Consider the following 20,559-nt stretch of genomic DNA (forward strand, 5'->3'; position numbering starts at 1 on the left):
AACTAGAACAGGTTCTAATCCTACTAGAATGACGGCGTGCCCGACACCATGCCGTCCGACCTGCTGGACCACGCCCGCCGCGCCAAGGGCTTCATGCCCGAGGACGAGGGCGACCTGTTGCACCGGGTGGCGCTCGAGCGCCTCCCCCACGGCCCCGGCCTGGAGGTCGGGACCTACTGCGGGAAGTCGGGGATCTACCTCGGTGCCGCCGCACAGCAGGTCAGCGCCACCTCAGGGAAGGCGGCGGTCGTCTTCACGGTCGACCACCACCGCGGATCCGAGGAGAACCAGGCGGGCTGGGAGCACCATGACACGAGCGTGGTCGACTCCGAGTTCGGCCTGATGGACACGTTGGGACAGTTCCGCAAGAACATCGCCAGGGCCGGGCTCGAGGACCACGTCATCGCCGTCGTCGGCCAGTCGACCACGGTCGCGGCCCACTGGCGCACCCCGCTGTCGCTGCTCTTCATCGACGGCGGCCACGGCGAGGAGCCCGCCCGGGACGACTTCCGCGGCTGGGCGCACTGGGTCGACGCGGGCGGCCACCTCGCCATCCACGACGTCTTCGTCGACCCCGCCGACGGCGGCCGCCCGCCGTACGAGCAGATCTACCTGCCCGCGCTGGCGAGCGGGGCCTTCACCGAGGTGACGGCCGTCGGATCGCTGCGGGTCCTGGAGCGCACCTCAGGAACGGCTGGCGACCCGCTCGGGTGAGGGGCAGTCGCACTCGAGTGCGATCTCCTCGAAGTGCGGGGCCAGGGAGGTGCCGCGCATGATGCCGGAGCCCGGCGTGGAGTGACCGTAGGTCTCCCCCAGGGCGTCCACGGCCAGCAGCACCGCGGCTGCGGTGTAGGTCGTGTGCTCCACCGGCCAGTGCACGTTGCGGGGCTCACCGTCGGACGGGCGGGCCGGGTCGTCGTACACCCACCCCGTCCAGTAGCGACCGTCGTCCTCACGCAGGTGCTGCATGTCGGTCAGCAGGGTCAGGGCACTGCGGTGGTCGCCGATCACGTCGAGGGCCATCGCGAGCTCGCAGGTCTCGGCGCCGGTCACCCACGGGTTCGTGTCGACGCAGTGGATGCCCAGGCCGGGCACGACGAAGTCGTCCCACCGTCGTGACAGCAGCTCGCGCGCGGCGTCGCCACGCACCGGACCGCCGAGGACCGGGTAGTACCAGTCCATGGAGTACGTCGCCTTGTCGGCGAACCGGTCGGCGTGGTGCCGCACCGCGTGACCGAGCCGGCCGCCGGCCAGCTCCCACTCCGGCTGCGGGTCGTCCATCAGCTCGGCGAGCGCCACCCCGGCGCGCAGCGAGTGGTAGATGCTGGAGTTGCCGGTGAGCAGGCAGAAGTCGTCGACCGGGGTCCAGCGGATCCCGCCGAACGGCTCCTGCAGGGAGACCACGAAGTCGAGTCCGGCGCGCACCGAGGGCCAGTAGCGCTGGACGAAACCGATGTCGCGACGCACGAGCCAGTGGTGCCACACGCCGACGGCGAAGTAGGCCGACATGTTCACCTCGCCACGCGGGTCGTCCTCGGCGCCGGCGACGATCTTCATCGGCCAGGAGCCATCGGCCCGCTGCATCGTGGGCACCCAGGCATAGGCACGCTCGGCAGCCTCGACCTGACCACCGATCAGCATGGCCATCGCAGCCTCGACGTGGTTCCAGATGTCGACGTGCTCGCCCGAGGTCCACGGCACCGCGCCCCAGGGCTCCTGCATCGCGGCGATCGCCGCCGCGGTGTCGGCGACCTGCTCGGCGCTCAGGACGCCCTCGACGTGCGGCAGGTGGCTGAGCGGCACCTCGCTGAGGTTGCTGACCTCGTTCATGCGGTCTCGGGCTTCCGGAAGTAGAGCACCATGCTCTTGCCGATCGTGGGGTCCAGGACCTTGTTGGCCAGCTGGAGCACCTTCGGCTGCTTCATGATCTCCCAGACCAGGAGCTTGTGGTACGCCTTGGCCAGCGGGTGGTTGTCGTTCTCGACGCCGACCGCACACTTGATCCACCAGTACGGCGCATGCAGACCGTGGGTGTACGACTTGCCGGTGAACTCCATCGCCTCCCCGGGGGTGCCATCGTTGAAGCGCCCCCCCTTGGTGACCTTGTCGACCAGTTCGTGGTCGGTGTAGATCCGGATGTGGCCGCCCTCGGCATTGTGGTAGTCGGCCGACAGGCTCCAGTTGATGACCTCCGGCAGCCAGCGGGGCACCGTGACCGCGAGCGATCCACCGGGACGCAGCACGCGGATCAGCTCGCGAATCGCGGCGACGTCGTCGTGGATGTGCTCGAGGACCTCCGAGCACACGATGCGGTCGAACTCGCCGTCGGCGAAGGGCAACGACAGGGCGTCACCCTGCTTGACGTCGGCCTCGGCGCCCGCCGGCACCTCACCGGCCTCGGCCATCGCCACGAAGAGATCCTTGACCCCCGCGAGCTCGTCGGCGTCGAGGTCGAAGGCGATGACGTCGGCGCCACGGCGGTACATCTCGAAGCTGTGCCGGCCGGCACCGGCTCCCATGTCGAGCACCCGGTCTCCGGGCCGAAGGCCCAGTCGGTCGAAGTCAACGGTCAGCATCTGCGTTCTCCTGGTGGTACTGGGTAATCACTTCATCGAAGACATCAGCGGTCTTGGCCGCGACGGCGGACCAGCTGAAGAGCTCCTTGACCCGCTCGCGTCCGGCGGCCCCCATCCGGGCCCGGCGCTCGGGTGCGTCGAGGAGGGCAGCGACGGCTCGCGTGAGCTCCTCGACATCGCCGGGCTCGACGACGTCCGCGCAGAGGCCGTCGGGGCCGACGACCTCGGGGATCGCGCCGGCCCGCGAGACGACCAGCGGGGTCTCGCACGCCATCAGCTCTGCCGTGGGCAGCGAGAAGCCTTCGTACAGGGACGGGACGCAGGCCAGCTCGGCCGAGCCCATCAGGGCGACCAGCTCGTCGTCGGTGAGGCCGTTGGCGAAGGTGACGTGCTCGGCGATGCCGAGCTTCTCGATCAGCTTCTCCGTGACGCCGCCCTCCTTGGGCTTGGTCACCAGCACCAGCGACAGGTCACGCTCGGTGAGCAGCTTGGCGAAGGCCTCCAGCAGGATGTGGATGCCCTTCAACGGCGCATCAGCACTGGCCATCGCCAGGATCCGACCGGGCACCCGCGGCTCACCCGAGGGTGCGAAACGATCATCGACGCCGAGCAAAATGGTGGTGATCCGGTCCGGGTCGACCTTGAACTCACGCACGACGTCCCGCTTGGACGACTCCGAGGGGACGATGACCTTGCGCATCTTCGGTGCCGTCAGCTTCTGCTGCCGCAGGAACGAGTACCAGCGCCAGACACCGATCTTGGGCAGCTCGAAGCGGATCCGGGAGCCCGGCTTGCGGCGCATCCACACCGCGGTGTCGAGCTCGATCGCCCGGTCCAGGGTGATCGGGTGGTGGATCGCGGCGGCGAGCGGGAGGCCGTAGTCCTCGATCTCCAGCAACGGCATGGCGAGGGTCTGGTTGTCGAAGACGATGTCGAAGTCGTCGCGGCGCTCGTCGAGGAGCTTGACCACACGCTTGCTGAAGGTGAGCGGCTCCGGGAAGGCCCCACTTCGCATGGTCGCCCACTCCTGGAGGTCGATCAGGTCACGGAACTCGCGGGGTCGCGGGTTCCGGAACTCGTCGCCGGGCCGGTAGAGGTCGAGGCTCGGCACCTTGGTCAGCGCGACGCCCTCGTCGAGCTCGGGGTAGGGCTGCCCCGAGAACACCTCGACCGTGTGGCCGAGTGCCACGAGCTCACGGCTGAGCCGACGGATGTAGATCCCCTGGCCGCCCACGTGCGGCTTGCTGCGGTACGACAGCAGTGCGATGCGCATCTTGGTCCTTCTCCCCTTTGTGCTAGCTCTGCGGGAGCAGGCCCACAACGTCGGTGCGACAAAACTGGAACGTGTTGCTGATTATGCGCTACCAGCCAGTAGCCTATCTTCTGGGTCCGAACGACCTGATTTCCTCAGTCCAGTGCAGGGAGTACCGGTGACCTCCACCAACGTGTCCGCGTCCGACGAGCTCGGGTCGTCCGCACAGCGCGAGCGACGCAAGCGCATCCTCGACGCGACCTACGAGCTCGCCAAGTCCGGCGGCTTCGACGCCGTCCAGATGCGGGCCGTCGCCGAACAGGCCGACGTCGCCCTCGGCACGCTCTACCGCTACTTCCCCTCGAAGATCCACCTGCTGGTCTCCGCGCTGGGTCGCCAGTTCGACGAGGCCGCGGTGCGCCTGCACGACCGCGAGATCCCGGGCGACACTCCCGCCGAGCGCGTCCTCTACGTGCTCAAGCGGATGGCGCGCGGCATGCAGGGCGACCCCAAGCTCACCGAGGCCCTGACCCGCGCCTTCATGTTCGCCGACAGCAGCGTGGCCAACGAGATCCACGTGGTCGGCATGGCGATGACGTCGATCGTGACGCACGCGATGCACGGCGGTGTGCCCGCCGAGGACGCCGTGACCGACGAGGACATCGCCATTGCGCGCGTCATCGGCGACGTGTGGCTCTCCGCCCTGGTGGCCTGGGTGACCGGCCGTTCGACGGCAGCCGAGACGGCCTCCCACATGGAGACCGCCGTCCACCTGATCCTTCGCGACTGAGCGCTCGGGGACGAACGGACGCACTCAGGCCCCGAACGCGTGGGTCGAGGTCACGCCGCCGTCGACCGCGATCTCCGCACCGTTGATGTACGACGACTCGTCGCTGGCGAGGAAGACGTAGACCGGCGCGATGTCTTCGGGCTGACCCACGCGACGCAGCGGGACCTTGCTGGCGCCGTACTCCATCGCGGCGTCGCCGCCGTGCACGCGGGTCATCGGGGTGTCGATCATGCCGGGGTGCACCGAGTTCACCCGGATGCCCTTGGGACCGAGCTCCATCGCCGCGCACTTGGTCATGCCCCGGATCGCCCACTTGGTCGCGGCGTAGGCCGTGCAGGACGGCATCCCCGCGAGGCCCTCGACCGAGGACGCGTTGATGATCGAGCCGCCGCCGTTCTTGCGCATGGTCCGCGCGACCGCCTGCATGCCCAGGAAGACACCGAGCTGGTTGACCCGCCAGACGAGCTCCACCTCGGCCGCGGGCATCCGCTCGATGTCACCGAAGCGCAGGATCCCGGCGTTGTTGGCCAGGACGTTCACCGGGCCGAAGCGAGCGACGGTGTCCTCGACGAGCGAGGTCCACGACGCCTCGTCGCTGACGTCGTGGTGCACGAAGTGGGCGTTCGCACCGAGCTCGTCGGCGAGGGCCTGGCCCTCGTCCTTGGCGACGTCGGCGATGACCACCTGCGCCCCCTCGGCCACGTAGGAGCGCACGATGGCAGCACCCTGGCCCTGCGCGCCGCCGGTCACGATCGCGACCTTGTTGTCCAGACGTCCTGCACTGGTAACCATGCTCACACCGTCAGCTTCATGATGGAGTCGGCCGCGAAGCCGACGCTCGGGTCCCGGTCGGCGAAGAAGCCGCCCAGCTGCTTGTCGAGGTCCTCGCCGGACCACAGGTCGCCGGAGACGTCGAAGCGCTGCTCCACGACCGGCGCGGCGACCAGGGCCACCATGCCGCCGTACACGACGAAGACCTGGCCGGTGATCCGCTCGGCTGCCGGCGAGGCGAGGTAGGCCACGAGGGGCGCGACGTGCTCGGGAGAGTACGGGTCGACGGCCTTGCCGGACTCGTCGTCGCCGAACACCTGCGCGGTCATCGCGGTGCGCGCCCGCGGGCAGATCACGTTGGCGCGCACGCCGATCTTCGCCAGCCCACGGGCCGTCGACAGGGTGAGGGCAGTGATGCCCGCCTTGGCCGCGGCATAGTTCGCCTGGCCCGGCGAGCCACCGAGGAACGCCTCGGAGGCCGTGTTGACGATGCTGCCGTAGACCGTTCCGGTCTCACTCTCCTTCGCCTTGCCGCGCCAGTACGACGCCGCGTTGCGGGAGAGCAGGAAGTGACCGCGCAGGTGGACTGCGATGACCGCGTCCCACTCGTCGTCCGCGAGGTTGAAGAGCATCCGGTCCCGGGTCATCCCGGCGTTGTTGACCACGATGTCCAGGCCGCCGAGCTGCTCGACGGCGGCCGCGATCATCGCGTCCGCGGTCTCGCGCTGGCTCACGTCACCCGCGACGACGAGGGCCTCGCCACCGAAGGAACGGATCTCCTCGACCGCGTCCTCGCCCGCCCCGGGCAGGTCGTTGACCACGACCCGTGCTCCGGCGCGCGCCAGGGCAACCGCCTCGGCGCGGCCGAGACCGGCCCCGGCGCCGGTGACGATCGCGACCTTGCCGTCCAGCGAGGTGCCGGCGTCCAGCTGCGTCATGCTCATTCCTCCACCAGCGTGATGGCGGCCCGCGGACACGCCGCGACCGCCCGCCGGACGTTGTCGATGTTCTCGTCGGTGGTCTCCTCGGTGGACAGCTGGAGGAAGTCGTCGTCATCCAGCTCGAACACCTCGGGAGCCATGGCCTCGCACAGCCCGTTGGCCTCGCAGAGGTCGAAATCGACCTTGATCTTCATGACAATGGCCTTTCAGGTCATCTTCCGGTGGTCCCACGACGCAATGCGGTCGGGGTGGATGACCACGCCCACTCGCTTGGTCGCCTGCTTCTCGACGGCCTGCATGCCGACGTCGCCGAGTGCCTCGAAGGACTCGACGCCGAACATCCGGACCGACACGGCCTTGCCGATCTCCAGGATCGCCTCGGGGTCGCGGACGATCTCCGCGCTCCCCTCGATCGAGACACCGCGGAGCTCGAAGTAGTCCGTGCCGTCCTCGACCAGGGCGGTGACCCGGGGGTCCCGCTCGAGGTTGAGGATCTTCTGGCTGCGGCCGTAGGTCCAGAACACGATCTTCCCGTCCATGACGACGTAGAAGAGCGTGGTCAGGTGGGGGTGGCCGGCGTGGCCGTTGGCCGCGACCTGGACCTTGAGGTTCTCCTCGAGGAGGGCCCGGACCTCGTCGTCACTCAGCTTGACCGTGGCGCGTCCGCTGCTCATCTCAGCTGCCCTCCGAGGAGTGCCCCGGGAAGACGTGGGCACTGGGATCGATGACGACCGCCGCGTTGTTGACGGCAGTGGCCGCCTCGCCGAAGCCGACGGCGATCAGGCGGACCTTGCCGTCGTACTCGGTGATGTCGCCGGCCGCGAAGACCCGCGGCAGGTTGGTCCGCATCGACGGGTCGACCACGATGTGCCGGCGGTGGGTCTCCAGGCCCCACTGCTGCAGCGGTCCGAGGTCGGCGATGAAGCCGAGGGCGGCCACGACCGCCTGGGCAGGGCGCGTCGAGGCGACGCCGTCGACGGTGACCTCCAGCTCGGCGAGCGCTCCGTCGGCTCCACCGCTCGCGTCACGCATTGCCGTCACCTCAGCCCTGGTGATGATCTCCACCGAGGAGGCGCGAACCAGGTCGACGGTGCGCTGGTGGGCACGGAAGGCATCGCGCCGGTGGACGAGGGCGACCGAACGCGCGATGGGCTCGAGGTGCAGCGCCCAGTCGAACGCGCTGTCACCTCCGCCCACGATCACGACGTCCTGGTCGACGTACGGCGCGAAGCTCGGCACGAAGAACTCGACCCCGCGACCGACCCAGGCATCGGCAGCGGGCAGCGGTCGCGGACTGAACTTCCCGATGCCTGCCGTGATGATGACGGCCCCGGCCTGCACCACGGTTCCGTCGTCGAGGGTGAGCTCGACGCCCGACTCCTCGTCAGCGACCAGCCCTGCGGCCGTACGTCCGAGCAGCTGCGTCGGCTCCGCCGTCAGCGCCTGCGCGACCAGGCCGTCGACGAGCTCGCGGCCCTTGATGCTCGGGAAGCCCGCGACGTCGAGGATGGCCTTCTCGGGGTACATCGCCGTGACCTGTCCCCCGAGCTCGGGCAGGGAGTCGACCAGCGCGACGCTCAGCCCGCGGAACCCCGCGTAGTACGTCGCGAACAGGCCCGCCGGACCGGCGCCGACGATGGCGAGGTCACATCGCACTCGGTTGTCCACGCCAGAACTGTAACGTGTTCTAGTTGGTCTTGTCTTGCTCTGCGTCCGTGTCGAGTCCGTCGACGAGCCACCCCTGGTCGGTGTGGACCATGGTCACGAGGACCTTGTACGGCGTCACGACCGTCTCGGGCTCACCGTCGCGCTCACGCGAGACGACCTGGTTGAGGAAGATCAACGCCTCCAGGCGCGTCCGGTTGGCGCGCACGACACCCTGTGCGACGACATTGGCCTGCACCTTGGTCTTGTTCGCGACGAACTCCTCCTGGATGTCCGTCGCGGTCGTGCGGTACTGCTCCTCGAAGGTGCTGGTCATCAGCTCGGCGGCCTTGGCCACCTCGTCGTCGTAGGACTCGAAGTCGATGGCCACGATCTCCTGGGCGGCCTTGGCCGCCTTCTCGACGCCCTCGAGGACGGCGAGCTCGTCGGCGACCACCGGAAGGCCCTCCGGCACGGAGATCTGCCCGCTGTCGTCGATGGCCCTCGGCTTCTCGTCGTCCTCGCCGAGCCGGTCCGCGAGCAGGAGGGCGAACTGTGCCGCCGATGCGAGGGCGACGAGCGCGAGCGTGGCGATCAGGACCCGGGTCGTCTTCTCGCGGGCCAGGATGCCGGGGCGGTCCCCGCCCCGGCCCGGGTCCGGCGTGGGGGTCGCCGCGTCCGTCGCCCTGGTGGTGACCGTGGTGGCTGGTGTGTCCGTTGCCCCCGTTGCCCCCGTTGCCTTGGTGGGGCGCGCCGGCTTGGCGAGGTCGACCTTGTCGGTCGTGGGCTCCTGGACCTCGTCCGGGCGCACGACGCTGCTCTGGCCGGCGATCTTGCGAGGTCGCGGTGTGGACCCGCTCGAGCTCGCGGGACGGCGGGGGGTGGGGCGGCTCATCGTCAGACTCCTCAGCCCAGCTCGACGTACTGCAGGTCGTTGGTGAGCCACTTGCCGTCCTCGAGGACGAGCTGGACCTGGATCCGGTAGTTGCGCGCCTCCTCCTCGAACTCGGTCGTCTTGTTGGTGACATGACCACTGCTCGCGACGATGACCGTCGCGGAGTCCTTGTCCCCGGCGACCAGACCGGCCCAGACGACGCGCGCGACCATCGTCGACTGCGCCTCGGTGGCGAGCTTCTTCAGGTCGACCGCGCCCTTCTGGTACTGCTCGAGGAAGGTGCCCGTGGACCGCTCGCTGACCGCGTCGATCGTGGCGGCGGAGTCCTTGTAGTCGAAGTTCACGAAGGCGGTGACCATCTCGCTGGCCGCCTTGATCTGCGCAGCGACCCGCTCCTGCTGCTCGTCGTCGGCCTGCTTGACCTCCTGGACCACACCGCGACCGAGGTCCTCGCCGAGGCCGGGTGCCACGTCGGTGCCGTCGACCTCGTTGCTCCCCGAGACGTGCACGAAGAGGAGCAGGATCGCCACGCACCCGAGCAGGACCGTGGCGGCGTAGAGCCCGACGTTCAGGCGGACGCGACTGCGCACCTCGTCAGGGGACTCCCGGGTCACCGACTCGCCACCGGACCGACCAGCAACCACTTCCACGCATCCCCTCCCAGGACGGACAGGTCCTCCGGCTGATGGATCTTGACCGGGGTTCCTGTTGAGTCGACCAGCCCGGGCACCACACCCGTGGACGGGTCGTAGGCGCCACTGTAGACGCGCGGCGGGGACGCGTTGCCGGCCCTCCGGTTGCCGGGCGCGTACTTGCTGCCGCGCATGACGTACGGCGGGCCAGCGGTGCACCCGACGTCGGCAGCCGGGGCATCGGTGCGGTCCTGCGTCGAGCGCCACTCCGAGGGCGGGACGTAGCCCTGGGTGCAGGGCGGGACGCTGTAGTCGAGCTGCAGGTTGACGTGACCGAACCCGTCCGAGGTGCTGCCCGTCGGGCCGCCGGCGATCAGCACCGGGTAGGTCACCAGCAGCTGCTCGAGGCCCGCGAGCTCGCTCACGAGGACCTGGCCGACGCCGATCAGGTCGCCGAGCAGGACCGGGAGCGTGGGCTCGAGATCCTCCAGCAGGCGGGTGAGGGCCTTGGCCGCTCCGGGGGTCTCGTCCAGGATCGTGCGCAGGTTCTGGTCGTTCTTGCGCAGCGTGCCCGTGATCGTGGCGAGGTCCGCGGCGAACTTGCGGATGTTCTCCTTCTGCCCGCGCTGGGTCCGCAGCACGACGAGCCCGTTGTCCAGCAGGGCGATCGTCTCGTCGGTGTGCGCGTGGGCCTCCTCGATGAAGGCCGAGCCGCCGTCGAGCAGTCGCTGGAGATCGCGGCCGGTGTCGTTGAACATGAGCCCGAGCTCCTTGACCACCGACTGGAGGCTCTCCTTGTCGACGGAGGCCACGAACCGGTTGAGGTCGACCAGCAGGTCGCCCTCGTCGACCGGGAGCGAGTCCGCATTGCCCTCGAAGTGCGATCCGTCGGCGGCGTACGGCCCCTTGTCCTCGGCAGGCTGGAAGTCGAGGTACTGCTCACCGACGGCCGACAGGTTGTGCACGAACATGTCCGAGGCGAGCGGGAGCTCGGTCCCGGGCTTCAGGACGAGGGTGAGGTCGATGCCCTCCTCGGTGGGGACGACCTTGCCCACGCGGCCGATCTTGACGCCGCGGTAGGTGACCTCGCTGCCCTCGAAGAGACCGCCGGAGCCCGGCAGGCTGGCCGACACGACGACCTCGCGACCGGTCACCTTGTCCACCAGTCCGAGATAGGCCGCGGTGATGTAGGTGATGCCGACGGCGCTGAGCACCACGAAGGCCATCAGCCGGATCCGTACTCCGCGGCTCATGCGATCGCCCCCAGCAGCTGCTCGGTCGAGTCGCCCTCGTAGGACGCCTGCGAACCGGAGAGGCCCTTGGCCAGTCCGCCCAGCAGACCGTTCGGGCCCAGGAGGCCACCGCCGTCGAGGAGTCCGCCCAGGTCGATCTCGGGCAGGGCGTTGAGCAGCTTGCAGACCGGGCCGTCGCGCAGCGCCTTGGTCTTGCACTGCTTCTGGAGGTCCTGGAGGAGGTTCACGTCGCGCAGCACCTTCGCACAGGCGGTGCTGGTGAGCTTGCCGCTGCGCAGGCACCGACCGACCTGGCTGAGGACCTCGCCGACGTCCGGCAGCTGGATCTCGGGGATCTGGAGCGACTTGAACAGGTTGGCGAGGTCGAAGTCGGCAACGATCTCGGTGTCGGCGTAGTCGCCCTCGACGATGTTGTTGGCCGCCTGCGGGAACGGGAAGCTGACCAGCAGGTTGAGACCCGGGGCCAGCTGGTTGTCGGCCTCGCGAAGCTTGCGGAGGACCGGACTGAGGTCCTTGAGGATCGTCAGCACGTCCTCCTTGCTGGCGTTGATCACCCGGGTGCCGACCTTGCCGAGCTCGTCGAGCGAGGTCAGCATCTCGACCAGCTCGGTGTGCTGGTCGCCGAGCACGTCGATGGCAGGACCGATCGCGTCCAGGGCGTCACCGATCGTGTCCTTTTCCGCGTTCAGCGTCGCAGTCAGGTTGTTGAGCGACTCCAGTGCGTTGATGATGTCGGTCTTCTGGCCGTCGATGGTGCCCACGACGGAGTCCAGTGAGGACAACAGTGCGCGAAGCCGGTCCTCGCGGCCCGACATCACCTCGTTGGCCTCCTTGGTGATGGTGCCGAGCTGGGCGACACCACCGCCACTGAGCAGGAAGGACAGTGCGCCGAGGACTTCCTCCACCTCCGGGTTGCGGCCGGTCTGGGCCAGCTCGATCGTGTCACCGTCTGCGAGGCGACCTCTCGGCTCGTCCTGGGTCGGTGCCTCCAGGGCGACGTACTTCTCGCCGAGGAGGGACACCTGGCGGATGTCGGCGATCGCGTTGTCCGGGAGCTCGACGTCCTTGCGGACCAGCAGGGTGATCTTCGCGTTCCACCCGGAGCGATCGACCTCGCCGACCTCGCCGACGACGACGTCGTCGACCATGACCGGCGATCGCGGCACGACGTTGAGCACGTCCTTGAAGTACGCCGTCACGGTGTAGGCGTCGTCGGCCGAGACCTCGTGCCCGGGCAGCGGCAGGTCGTAGGCGCCGTCGAAGTCGCAGCCCGTGAGAACGACCGTGCCGGCGACGAGGGCAGCCGCCGCACGTGCGCCGCGAGACCTGATGAAGCCGGTCACGACACACCTCCGAGGAGGGTTCCGACGGACGCCTGGTCACCGGTCGAGTACGTCGCCTCGGTCAGCTCGGGCACCTGGATCCCCTTGTCGGTGTCGACGACACCCTTGTTGGCACCCTTCGGCAGGAAGGACGCGTACTCCGGCGGAAGCCACGGGAGGTTCGCGACGATCGGCTCGAGCAGTGCCGAGATGACGTCGCACGCAACGTCCTTCAGCGCGGCCGGCATGGCGGGGTTCTGCTGCAGGATCGCGCAGATCAGGCCGTCGGCGTCCCAGATGTTGCCGCCCACGCCGATGCGCGAGCTCTGGGTGCCGCTGACGTGCTCGAAGCCGAGGGCCAGGTTGCCCATCGCGACCGGGGCGACCCGCACCGCGGTCTCGATGTTGTCGGTCTCCGAGGCGATGTTGTTCATCACCCGCGTCAGCTTGCGCACGTCGGTGATGAAGGCGTCACGGTTGTCCGTCACGAAGCCCTTGATGCTCCCGACGGCCTTGGCGACCTCGGACACCGCCGCGTCCAGCTCGTCGCTCTCCTCGGCCAGCATCCGCGAGACCCCGGTCAGGTCCTGCATGAACGCACGGACCAACCGGTCGTTGTCGGCGAGGGTGCCGGTGAACTCCGCCAGGTGGGTGACCGCCTCGAACAGCGGCCCTGCGCCGTCGCCGAAGGTCTCGGCGGCTGCGGAGAGCTCGCGGATCATCTCGTTGCCTCGCGAGCCCTGTCCGTCGAGCGCCTTCTGGCCCGCCTCGAGCAGGTGGTCCAGCGTGCCGTCGGCATTGACGCCGTTCGGGCCGAGCGCCTGGGTCAGCGACTGGAGGCTGCTGTAGATGCGGTCGAGCTCGACCGGCACCGCGGTCTTGGGCAGCGCGATGTCAGCGGAGTCCGCCATCACCTCGCCGCCGCCCTGGTAGACCGGGGTGAGCTGCACGAACCGGTCCGCGACGAGCGTCGGCGTCACGATGACGGCCTGGGCGTCGGCGGGGACCTTGAACTTCGCGTCGTACTCGATCTCGACCCGCACGGAGTTGCCCTCCGGGATCACCGCGGTCACCTGACCGACGTTGACGCCCAGGATCCGCACGTCGGTTCCCTTGTAGACGCTGACAGCCCGGGGGAAGTGGGCCGTGACCGTCTTCATCTCCGCCGGGGACCTCATCAGGTTGATCGTCACCACGACCAGGACCAGGACCCCGACGAGGACCAGGACCCGCCGGTCGATGCGCTTGAGGATCGTCGAGACCATCGCGATCACCGCTCCCCGGGAAGGAACTCACCGGTGGGCAGCGCCAGCAGGTTGGACGCGTACGCGTCGAACCAGGGGCCGGTCCCGATGATGTTGCTGAGGATGGACACGTACGGACCGAGTGCCGCCAGGGTGGCCTTGATCTTCTTCTCCTTGCCGACGAGGAAGCTCAGCAGGCCGTCGACCTCCTTGAGGGCCGGACCGATCTGGTCCTCGTTGTCCTTGACCAGGCCGCGCAGCTCGACCGCGAGGGACCGGGCGTTGACCAGCAGGTCGTGCACGGCTGCCTTGCGCTTGGTGAGCTCCTTGAAGACCAGGTCGCTGTTCTTCATCAGCTCGACGATGTCGCCGCTGCGGTCGGCCAGCACCTCGCTGACCTCGCTGGTGCTCTCGAAGAGGGTCTGCACCTCGGCGTCGCGCGAGGCCACGCTGCGCGACAGGCGGGCGATGCCGTCGAAGGAGGCCTGGATCTCGGGGGCGGAGACCTCGAGCGTGTCGGCGACCGAGTCCAGCGCCTTGGAGAGCTGCTCGGTGTCGATCTCCTCGGTGGTGGTGGTCAGGTCGGTGAACACGCCGACGATGTCGTACGCCGACTCCGTCCGCTCCATGGGGATGGTGCCGTCCTGGGCCAGCTGGCCCTCGCCGACCGGCTCGAGGTCGAGGTACTTCTCCCCCAGCAGGTTGAGGACCTCGATGGAGGCCTTGCTCTTGGTCCCGAACTCGACACCGCCATCGACCTCGAACTTCACCTTGACCCGGTCGTCGGCGAGGGTGACGTCGGTGACCCGACCCACCCGGATGCCGCCGACCTGGACGATGTTGCCCTTGTGGATGCCGCTCGCGTCACTGAACTCGGCGTAGTAGGTCGTGCCACGGAACCCCGGGAACTTGCCGAGGTTGAAGGTCGCAGCCGACACCAGCGTCATCAGCACGAGTGTGATGACACCGAGGCGGATGACGCGGGCGTCGCGTGATCGGGTCATTTGTCCTGACACCTCGGCGCGGTCGAGTGGAGCTTGAAGTCCGCGATGAACTTCTGGATCTCCTTGATGACCGGCAGGTTGGCGATCACGGGGAGCTTGATCCGGGCGGACACACCGCAGACGTAGTAGCTGTACCAGGAGCCGTACGTCCCGGTGCGGGTCTGGTCCTGCATCGTCTCCGGCATGCGGTCGAGGAGCGAGGCCAGGTTGGCTCGGTTCTCCTTGCGGTTCAGCAGCTTGGACAGCGACCGCAGCGCGGCGATGTCCTCCTTCAGCAGCGGGCGACCACGGCGCAGGAGGTCGGCGACGGTGACGGTCAGCTGGGAGATGTTGTCCAGCGAGGAGCCGATCGTCTCCCGGTCGACGGCCAGGTCGCGCATCCAGTCGTTGAGCTCGGTGATCAGGGTGCTCAGCTGGTGGTGCCGGTCGTCGACCGTCTTGAGGGTCTCGCCGAGGTTGGTGATGACGTCGCCGATGAGCTGGTCCCGGTCGGCGAGGGTGGTCGTGAGGGACGCCGTGTGCGCCAGCAGGCTGCGCACCGTTCCGCCCTCCCCCTGCAGGACCTGGACCAGGTTCATGCTCAGCTCGTTGACCTGGTCGGGCGTCAGCGCGGCGAACAGCGGCTTGAAGCCGTCGAACAGGACCGTCAGGTCCAGAGCGGGCTTGGTGCGGTCGACCGGGATCGTCGCGCCGTCCTTCAACGGCTCGGCATCCTTGGCGCCGGTGCCCTGCTCGAGGGCCATGTAGCGGTCGCCCACGAGGTTGAGGAAGCGGATCTCGGCGCGCGAGGCCGACGTCATCTTCACGCCGGCGTCGACCTTGAAGGTCACCAGGGCCATCGAGCGCTCGTAGTGCTCGACGTCCTTGACCTCGCCGACGTTCACGCCGGCCACCCGGACGTCGTCGCCCTTGGACAGCATCGTCGCGTTGGTGAACACAGCCTTGAACTCGTTGCGGTCACCGAAGCCGATGTTGCCCATGATCACGGTGAGGACGCCGGTCACGAGGAGCGAGACGAGGGTGAAGATGGTGAGCTTCACGGCCGCCGAGATGGTCGCGGCGTTGCGGCGGCGGCGCAGCCGTCCGATCGAGTCCGTCATCCGGCCGTCCTCCCCTCGCGGACCACCGGTCCGTAGAGGAGCGAGCCGAGCGCGCCGTAGGTGTCGGCCGAACGGCCGCTCTCACCGGCGAGCATCGCGTTGACGACCGCCTGCTCGGCGCGCGTGCCGGCATGGCCGCTGTCGATGCTGCTGATGGGGTCGAACAGGCCCAGGTTCGGGAGCGGCAGCGTCGGCGGGTCCTCGTCGAGGGGGGACCCCTGGTCCAGCGCGTACGGCGTCGCCGGGACCTTGAAGTCCGGGAGGCCGACGCACCAGGGTCCGTGCCCGACCTCGCCGTACTCCGGGAGGTCGCGCTCGTCGAACGCCCGCGACTGGGGCTGGAAGAACTCGATGTACTGCTTGACCACGTTGCCTTCGAAGGTCTTGGACAGGATGGGCTCGTAGTTGGCGGCACCGCGGATCAGGCAGGGGAACTCGGGCGAGTAGTCGGCGAGCAGTCCCACGAGGGGCTCGGTCACCTCGCCCATCCGGATCAGGTTCTGCTCGTTGTCGTTGAGCAGCCGGGTCGCCGTGCGCGCGAGGCCGGTCAGGTCGGTGAAGAAGACGTTGAGGTCGGCCGCCTTCTCGCTCACCGTCTTGCTGGTGACGGTGACGTTGTCGAGGACGTCGAGGAGGTCCGGCGCCGCCAGGTCGTAGGCATCAGCCACCTCGGCCAGCGCGATCAGGTCCTGGCGCAGGGTCGGGAGGCTCTCCTCGATCTCACCGACGTACTCCCCCAGCCGGTCCATCGTCGTGCCGAGCTCCTGGCCGCGGCCGTCGAGCGCGGTGGCCACCGCGTTGAGGGTCGCGTTGAGGTCGGCCGGACGCACCGATCGGAGGAGGGGGAACAGGTCGGCCAGGATCTGGCTGAGCTCGACGTTGGTCTCCACCCGGTCCGACGGGATGACGTCGCCGTCCTCGAGCGAGCGGCCGGAGGCGTCCTCGGGGCGCACCAGTGCCACGAACTTCTGACCGAACAGCGTCGTGGGAAGGATGTGCACCCCCACGTTGGCCGGGATCTTCCTGGCCGCATCGGGCTCGAGCGAGAGCGTGATCTCGGCTTCCTTGCCGTCCTGGTCGATCTTCTTGACCCGGCCGACCAGTGCGCCGTTCATCCGGACGTCTCCGAACTTGGCGAGCTGGAGACCGGCCCGGTCCGCCTTGACGGTGATCGTCGTGTAGTTGGTGAAGGTCTTGTTGTAGAGCGCGATCGAGAGCCAGACCAGGAGGGCGAGGGTCAGCAGGAAGGCGATCCCGGCGATGACGAGCCGGTTGTGCTCCTTGCGGCTGTCGTGATGGATGTTCACCAGCACGGCGCCACCTCCTCCTTGCGCGGGGCGCTCATCCGGTGATCCTCACGGTGGTCGTGGAACCCCAGATGGCAAAGCTCAGGAAGAAGTCGGCGACGACGATCGTGACGATGCTGGTCCGGATCGCGGTGCCGACGGCGCGGCCCACCCCGGCGGGACCGCCGGAGGCCGTGTAGCCGTAGTAGCAGTGGATCAGGATCACCGCGACCGCGAGGAACAACAGCTTGAAGAACGACCAGAGCATGTCGATCGGCGGCAGGAACTGCAGGAAGTAGTGGTCGTAGGTGCCGGCCGACTGCCCGTAGATCAGGGTCACGATCAGTCGGGGCGAGAGGTACGACGCGCACAGAGCGACGATGTAGAGCGGGATGACCGCGATGAAGGCCGCGATCATGCGCGTCGTGACGAGGAACGGGAGCGACGGGATGCCCATGACCTCGAGCGCGTCGATCTCCTCGGAGATCCGCATCGAGCCCAGCCGCGCGGTGTAGCCGCAGCCCACCGTCGCGGCGAGCGCGATCGCCGAGACGAGCGGCGCGACCTCACGGGTGTTGAAGTAGGCAGAGATGAAGGCACTGAACTTCGCGACGCCGATCTGGCTGAGCGAGGCGTAGCCCTGGATGCCGACCTCGGTGCCGGCGAAGAAGGCCATGAAGGCGATGACGCCGACCGAGCCGGCGATCAGGCTGAGGCCACCGGCACCGAAGGCGACCTCGGCGAGCGTGTTGCTGATCTCGCGGGGGTAGCGCCGGATGGCACGCGGCGCCCAGCCGAGCGCCTTGACGTAGAAGAGGAGCTGGTCGCCGTACCCCTCGAGGGTGGCGCGGCGCGCCCGGTAGGCGTCCTCGAAGAACTCGGAGGCTGCCATCACAACCCCACCGGTGGAGCGACCTGGAAGTAGATGGCGGTGATGACGGCGTTGAGGAAGAACAGCGCCATGAACGCGATGATCACCGCTTCGTTGACGGCGCGGCCCACACCGCTGGGGCCGCCGCCGGCGTTGAGTCCCTTGTAGGAGCCGATGATCGCGGCCAGCCAGCCGAAGATGAGTGCCTTCACCATGGCGATGTAGAGGTCCGGCAGGGAGGCGAGCGCCGTGAAGGACGACAGGAAGGCTCCTGCCGAGCCGCCCTGGATGATGACGGTGAAGAAGTAGCCACCGCCGATCCCGGTGCCGATCACGATGCCGTTGATCATCAGCGCGACGAACATGGTGGCCACGACGCGTGGGACGACGAGTCGCTCGAGCGGATCGATGCCGAGCACCTCCATCGCGTCGATCTCCTCGCGGATCTTGCGCGCACCGAGGTCGGAACAGATGGCGGACCCGGCGGCGCCGGCGATGATCATCGCCGCGGCCATCGGTGCCGCCTCACGCACGGTCGCGAGGACCGCTGTGGCTCCCGCGAAGGACTGTGCGCCGAGCTGACCGGTGAGATTGCCGACCTGGAGCGAGATGACTGCTCCGAACGGGATCGACACCATGATCGTCGGCATCAGCGTGACGCTGGTGACGAACCATGCCTGCTCCAGGAACTCCCGGAACTGGAACTTCGTCGTGAAGATCCGCTTGGTGACCTCGACGACCATCAGCGCGATCTCACCAGGACCGCGGACGATCGAAACGGCGTTGAACGCCACGCCCCGCTCCTCTCCCGCTGCTCCCCAGGAAAACCCGGCCCCGAGTCGGTGCCGCGGCAATAGTAGAACACGTTCTCGTTGTGACCAACGCGACACAGGGTGACGGGCACCACATCTGGACACATCGAACAACGTCTCCCCCGGACCCGGGTCACGGTAGGCCCGCGGCGGTGCCGGACGGGGGGCTTTCCTAGGATCAGTCCGTGCAGCCGACCGCCCCGCGCCTCCCCGGCCCCTTCCATGCCCTCGGCCGCCACCCCTCCGCGCTGCTCCTGATCGCCCAGCTGGTCGTCGTGCTGGCCTACCCCGGGCTCCAGGGCTCGATCGCCGGTCGCGCCGCCGTCGGCGTCGTGCAGATGCTGGTCGTCCTGATCGCGGTCTGGGCCGTTCGGCGGACGGCGGTCCTGCCCTGGGTGGCCGGCCTGCTGGGTGTCCCCGCCGTCCTGCTGACGGTCGCCGAGGCGATCTCGCCCGAGAGCGACGCGGTCGTGCTGGCCTCCGCGGCCTTCCACGCCCCGTTCTACTTCTTCGTCTCCTACGCGATGCTCCGCTACCTCTTCCACGACGACGAGGTGACCCGCGACGAGCTCTTCGCGACCGGCGCCGCCTTCACCGTCGTCGCCTGGGGCTTCGCCTACGTGTACGCCGCCGCGCAGGTCGTGTGGCCCGGGTCCTTCATCGGCTGGGCGAGTCCGGACGGCGCCGAGGCGCTGCCGTGGTTCGACCTGCTCTACCTGTCCTTCACGACACTGACCAGCGTCGGCCTCTCCGACATCTACCCGGTGCTCGGACACGCCCGGTCGTTGGTGATGGTCGAGCAGGTCGCCGGAGTCTTCTACGTCGCGCTCGTCGTGGCCCGACTCGTCGGGCTCAGCTCCCGGAAGGCTTGAACTCGACCATCGTCGAGCCGCCCGCGACCTGGTCGCGGCCGGTGAGCCTGCGCACCTGGCGGCGGTAGCGCACGATCTGGACGGTGCCGAACGCCCAGAAGGCGTACTGCACCGCCAGCGCCCACCGGAACGCCTCCGGTGGGTAGCTCCCCTGCCCGCCCGGCGTCGCGAGGTCCAGCACGACGCCGACCGCCACGATGACCAGCAGCGAGGAGGTGAACCCGCCGACGTTGATGATCCCGCTCGCGCTCGCCGTGCGGTGGTCGGGGTTGCTGGTCCGGGCCACGTCGAATCCGACCATCGACCCGGGTCCGCCGGCCCCCACGACCAGGATCAGGACCACCAGCAGCCACAGGGGCGCGTCACCCGGCCACAGCAGCACCATCGCCCAGACCGAGGCCATCGCGGCGATGATCGCGAGCCCGACCGTCGAGCGGTGCCACGGATGGCGCCCGACCAGCCAGCCCAGCAGGGGGCCGTAGGCGAGGTTGGTGAGGAACAACAACGAGATCAGCACGCCCGCGGTGGCCTCGGAGCGGTGCTCGCCGCTGACCAGGAACGGAAAGCCCCACAACAGCCCGAGCAACGCCGGACTGAACGGCGTGGAGAAGTGGATCCAGAGACCGAGCCTGGTGCCCGGCTGCTCCCAGGAGGCCGCCAGGCTGCGGCTCAGGGCCCGAGCCGACATCGGGACACCACGCCGGTGGACCTGCTCCGGGGAATCGTGCAGGACCAGGCGGAGCACCAGCAGCATCGCCACCCCGGCGACCGCGCTCGCGAGGTAGGACCGGGTCCAGCCGAACTCCCCCAGCGCCCAGGTCATCGGTGCGGCGGCGGCCAGCGCACCCAGCTGCCCGAGGTTGCCGGTGAGCTGACTGACCAGGGGCACCTGACGGCGGGGGAACCACGACGTCACCAGCCGCAGCACGCAGATGAAGGTCATCGCGTCGCCGACGCCGACCAGCGCACGGGCGATCAGCGCCGTGGGATAGTCGCCGGCCAGCGCGAAGCCCGCCTGACCGAGGCTGACCACGCTCACGGCAACCGTGAGCACCGTGCGCGACCCGTAGCGGTCGACCATCAGGCCGACCGGGATCTGCATCGAGGCATAGACCAGCAGCTGCAGCATGGTGAAGGAGGCCAGCTGACTGGCCGTGATGTCGAAGCGCTCGGTGGCAGCCAGGCCCGCGACCGCGAGGCTGCTGCGGTGGAAGACCGCCAGCCCGTAGACGGCAAGTCCGACGGACCAGACGGCGTAGCGGCGAGAGCTGGTCAGCGTGGGCTCACTTGGTCG

General features: G+C 68.7%; 22 protein-coding genes. 3 read left to right on the forward strand and 19 right to left on the reverse strand.

The window, feature by feature from the left end; genetic code table 11:
- Positions 1-36: 36 nt before the first annotated feature.
- Positions 37-714, forward strand: coding sequence for a class I SAM-dependent methyltransferase (locus ASE01_RS13205; protein ID WP_235535987.1), 678 nt, complete (start codon positions 37-39; stop codon positions 712-714).
- On the opposite strand, the gene ASE01_RS13210 is transcribed toward ASE01_RS13205, so the two are convergent.
- Genes ASE01_RS13210 through ASE01_RS13220 form a run of 3 tightly spaced genes read right to left on the reverse strand, consistent with a single transcriptional unit; the run spans position 685 to position 3,849 of the window.
- Positions 685-1,830, reverse strand: a complete 1,146-nt coding sequence (locus tag ASE01_RS13210; protein WP_056752450.1) for a hypothetical protein — start codon at positions 1,828-1,830, stop codon at positions 685-687. The genes ASE01_RS13205 and ASE01_RS13210 overlap by 30 nt on opposite strands.
- Positions 1,827-2,576, reverse strand: coding sequence for a class I SAM-dependent methyltransferase (locus ASE01_RS13215; RefSeq protein WP_056752453.1), 750 nt, complete (start codon positions 2,574-2,576; stop codon positions 1,827-1,829). The genes ASE01_RS13210 and ASE01_RS13215 overlap by 4 nt, the downstream gene beginning before the upstream one ends.
- Complete coding sequence (locus tag ASE01_RS13220; RefSeq protein ID WP_056752457.1) at positions 2,563-3,849, reverse strand: glycosyltransferase family 4 protein; 1,287 nt, start codon at positions 3,847-3,849, stop codon at positions 2,563-2,565. Before ASE01_RS13220 ends, ASE01_RS13215 begins: the two co-directional genes overlap by 14 nt.
- A gap of 157 nt (positions 3,850-4,006) precedes the next feature.
- On the opposite strand from ASE01_RS13220, the gene ASE01_RS13225 reads away from it, so the two are divergent.
- On the forward strand, positions 4,007-4,618 hold the full coding sequence (locus ASE01_RS13225; protein ID WP_235535989.1) for a TetR family transcriptional regulator: 612 nt from the start codon (positions 4,007-4,009) through the stop codon (positions 4,616-4,618).
- Between the two features lie 24 nt (positions 4,619-4,642).
- On the opposite strand, the gene ASE01_RS13230 is transcribed toward ASE01_RS13225, so the two are convergent.
- From ASE01_RS13230 to ASE01_RS13300, 15 genes are read right to left on the reverse strand one after another with little or no spacing between them, the layout of a single operon-like run.
- Positions 4,643-5,410, reverse strand: a complete 768-nt coding sequence (locus ASE01_RS13230) for an SDR family NAD(P)-dependent oxidoreductase (protein WP_056752463.1) — start codon at positions 5,408-5,410, stop codon at positions 4,643-4,645.
- 2 nt (positions 5,411-5,412) lie between these two features.
- A complete protein-coding gene (locus ASE01_RS13235) occupies positions 5,413-6,327 on the reverse strand; it encodes a 3-oxoacyl-ACP reductase (RefSeq protein ID WP_200958848.1) in 915 nt (304 codons plus the stop codon).
- 2 nt (positions 6,328-6,329) lie between these two features.
- On the reverse strand, positions 6,330-6,524 hold the full coding sequence (locus ASE01_RS13240) for a ferredoxin (protein WP_056752472.1): 195 nt from the start codon (positions 6,522-6,524) through the stop codon (positions 6,330-6,332).
- 12 nt (positions 6,525-6,536) lie between these two features.
- Positions 6,537-7,004 (reverse strand): pyridoxamine 5'-phosphate oxidase family protein, encoded by a 468-nt coding sequence (locus ASE01_RS13245; protein ID WP_056752475.1) that lies wholly within the window; start codon positions 7,002-7,004, stop codon positions 6,537-6,539.
- A 1-nt stretch (position 7,005) separates the two neighbouring features.
- Positions 7,006-7,998 carry an NAD(P)/FAD-dependent oxidoreductase gene (locus tag ASE01_RS13250; RefSeq protein ID WP_056752478.1) on the reverse strand — a complete coding sequence of 331 codons (993 nt, stop codon included), beginning with the start codon at positions 7,996-7,998 and terminating at the stop codon, positions 7,006-7,008.
- A gap of 19 nt (positions 7,999-8,017) precedes the next feature.
- Positions 8,018-8,869 carry a hypothetical protein gene (locus tag ASE01_RS13255; protein WP_056752481.1) on the reverse strand — a complete coding sequence of 284 codons (852 nt, stop codon included), beginning with the start codon at positions 8,867-8,869 and terminating at the stop codon, positions 8,018-8,020.
- Positions 8,870-8,880: 11 nt separating this feature from the next.
- Positions 8,881-9,459, reverse strand: coding sequence for a hypothetical protein (locus tag ASE01_RS13260; RefSeq protein ID WP_157537334.1), 579 nt, complete (start codon positions 9,457-9,459; stop codon positions 8,881-8,883).
- A 20-nt stretch (positions 9,460-9,479) separates the two neighbouring features.
- The gene (locus ASE01_RS13265; RefSeq protein ID WP_082606042.1) at positions 9,480-10,754 is read right to left on the reverse strand and encodes an MCE family protein; all 1,275 of its coding nucleotides are present in this window, start codon (positions 10,752-10,754) and stop codon (positions 9,480-9,482) included.
- Positions 10,751-12,097: an MCE family protein gene (locus ASE01_RS13270; protein ID WP_056752491.1), complete on the reverse strand. Its 1,347-nt coding sequence runs from the start codon at positions 12,095-12,097 to the stop codon at positions 10,751-10,753. The genes ASE01_RS13265 and ASE01_RS13270 overlap by 4 nt, the downstream gene beginning before the upstream one ends.
- Positions 12,094-13,341, reverse strand: coding sequence for an MCE family protein (locus tag ASE01_RS13275; RefSeq protein ID WP_157537336.1), 1,248 nt, complete (start codon positions 13,339-13,341; stop codon positions 12,094-12,096). Before ASE01_RS13275 ends, ASE01_RS13270 begins: the two co-directional genes overlap by 4 nt.
- A gap of 5 nt (positions 13,342-13,346) precedes the next feature.
- Complete coding sequence (locus ASE01_RS13280; protein WP_056752499.1) at positions 13,347-14,324, reverse strand: MCE family protein; 978 nt, start codon at positions 14,322-14,324, stop codon at positions 13,347-13,349.
- On the reverse strand, positions 14,321-15,424 hold the full coding sequence (locus tag ASE01_RS13285; RefSeq protein WP_056752503.1) for an MCE family protein: 1,104 nt from the start codon (positions 15,422-15,424) through the stop codon (positions 14,321-14,323). Before ASE01_RS13285 ends, ASE01_RS13280 begins: the two co-directional genes overlap by 4 nt.
- Entirely contained in the window at positions 15,421-16,737 is a 1,317-nt protein-coding gene (locus tag ASE01_RS13290; protein WP_056752505.1) for an MCE family protein, read from the reverse strand. Before ASE01_RS13290 ends, ASE01_RS13285 begins: the two co-directional genes overlap by 4 nt.
- Positions 16,738-16,765: 28 nt before the next feature.
- A complete protein-coding gene (locus tag ASE01_RS13295; protein ID WP_056752508.1) occupies positions 16,766-17,602 on the reverse strand; it encodes an MlaE family ABC transporter permease in 837 nt (278 codons plus the stop codon).
- Positions 17,602-18,324, reverse strand: a complete 723-nt coding sequence (locus ASE01_RS13300; RefSeq protein ID WP_056754672.1) for an MlaE family ABC transporter permease — start codon at positions 18,322-18,324, stop codon at positions 17,602-17,604. The genes ASE01_RS13295 and ASE01_RS13300 overlap by 1 nt, the downstream gene beginning before the upstream one ends.
- A 254-nt stretch (positions 18,325-18,578) precedes the next feature.
- On the opposite strand from ASE01_RS13300, the gene ASE01_RS13305 reads away from it, so the two are divergent.
- Positions 18,579-19,265, forward strand: coding sequence for a potassium channel family protein (locus ASE01_RS13305; protein ID WP_056752512.1), 687 nt, complete (start codon positions 18,579-18,581; stop codon positions 19,263-19,265).
- On the opposite strand, the gene ASE01_RS13310 is transcribed toward ASE01_RS13305, so the two are convergent.
- On the reverse strand, positions 19,246-20,541 hold the full coding sequence (locus tag ASE01_RS13310; protein ID WP_056752515.1) for an MFS transporter: 1,296 nt from the start codon (positions 20,539-20,541) through the stop codon (positions 19,246-19,248). The genes ASE01_RS13305 and ASE01_RS13310 overlap by 20 nt on opposite strands.
- Positions 20,542-20,559: the final 18 nt, after the last annotated feature.

This window comes from Nocardioides sp. Root190, assembly GCF_001428565.1.
In the GTDB taxonomy this organism is placed as follows: domain Bacteria; phylum Actinomycetota; class Actinomycetes; order Propionibacteriales; family Nocardioidaceae; genus Nocardioides.

Excerpts from the sequence above, each read along its gene's own strand:
- ASE01_RS13210 (WP_056752450.1), bottom strand. The coding sequence starts at position 1,830 with ATGAACGAGGTCAGCAACCTCAGCGAGGTGCCGCTCAGCCACCTGCCG.
- ASE01_RS13215 (WP_056752453.1), bottom strand. The coding sequence starts at position 2,576 with ATGCTGACCGTTGACTTCGACCGACTGGGCCTTCGGCCCGGAGACCGG.
- ASE01_RS13220 (WP_056752457.1), bottom strand. The coding sequence starts at position 3,849 with ATGCGCATCGCACTGCTGTCGTACCGCAGCAAGCCGCACGTGGGCGGC.
- ASE01_RS13230 (WP_056752463.1), bottom strand. The coding sequence starts at position 5,410 with ATGGTTACCAGTGCAGGACGTCTGGACAACAAGGTCGCGATCGTGACC.
- ASE01_RS13235 (WP_200958848.1), bottom strand. The coding sequence starts at position 6,327 with ATGACGCAGCTGGACGCCGGCACCTCGCTGGACGGCAAGGTCGCGATC.
- ASE01_RS13240 (WP_056752472.1), bottom strand. The coding sequence starts at position 6,524 with ATGAAGATCAAGGTCGATTTCGACCTCTGCGAGGCCAACGGGCTGTGC.
- ASE01_RS13245 (WP_056752475.1), bottom strand. The coding sequence starts at position 7,004 with ATGAGCAGCGGACGCGCCACGGTCAAGCTGAGTGACGACGAGGTCCGG.
- ASE01_RS13255 (WP_056752481.1), bottom strand. The coding sequence starts at position 8,869 with ATGAGCCGCCCCACCCCCCGCCGTCCCGCGAGCTCGAGCGGGTCCACA.
- ASE01_RS13265 (WP_082606042.1), bottom strand. The coding sequence starts at position 10,754 with ATGAGCCGCGGAGTACGGATCCGGCTGATGGCCTTCGTGGTGCTCAGC.
- ASE01_RS13275 (WP_157537336.1), bottom strand. The coding sequence starts at position 13,341 with ATGGTCTCGACGATCCTCAAGCGCATCGACCGGCGGGTCCTGGTCCTC.
- ASE01_RS13280 (WP_056752499.1), bottom strand. The coding sequence starts at position 14,324 with ATGACCCGATCACGCGACGCCCGCGTCATCCGCCTCGGTGTCATCACA.
- ASE01_RS13285 (WP_056752503.1), bottom strand. The coding sequence starts at position 15,424 with ATGACGGACTCGATCGGACGGCTGCGCCGCCGCCGCAACGCCGCGACC.
- ASE01_RS13295 (WP_056752508.1), bottom strand. The coding sequence starts at position 17,602 with ATGGCAGCCTCCGAGTTCTTCGAGGACGCCTACCGGGCGCGCCGCGCC.
- ASE01_RS13300 (WP_056754672.1), bottom strand. The coding sequence starts at position 18,324 with ATGGTCGTCGAGGTCACCAAGCGGATCTTCACGACGAAGTTCCAGTTC.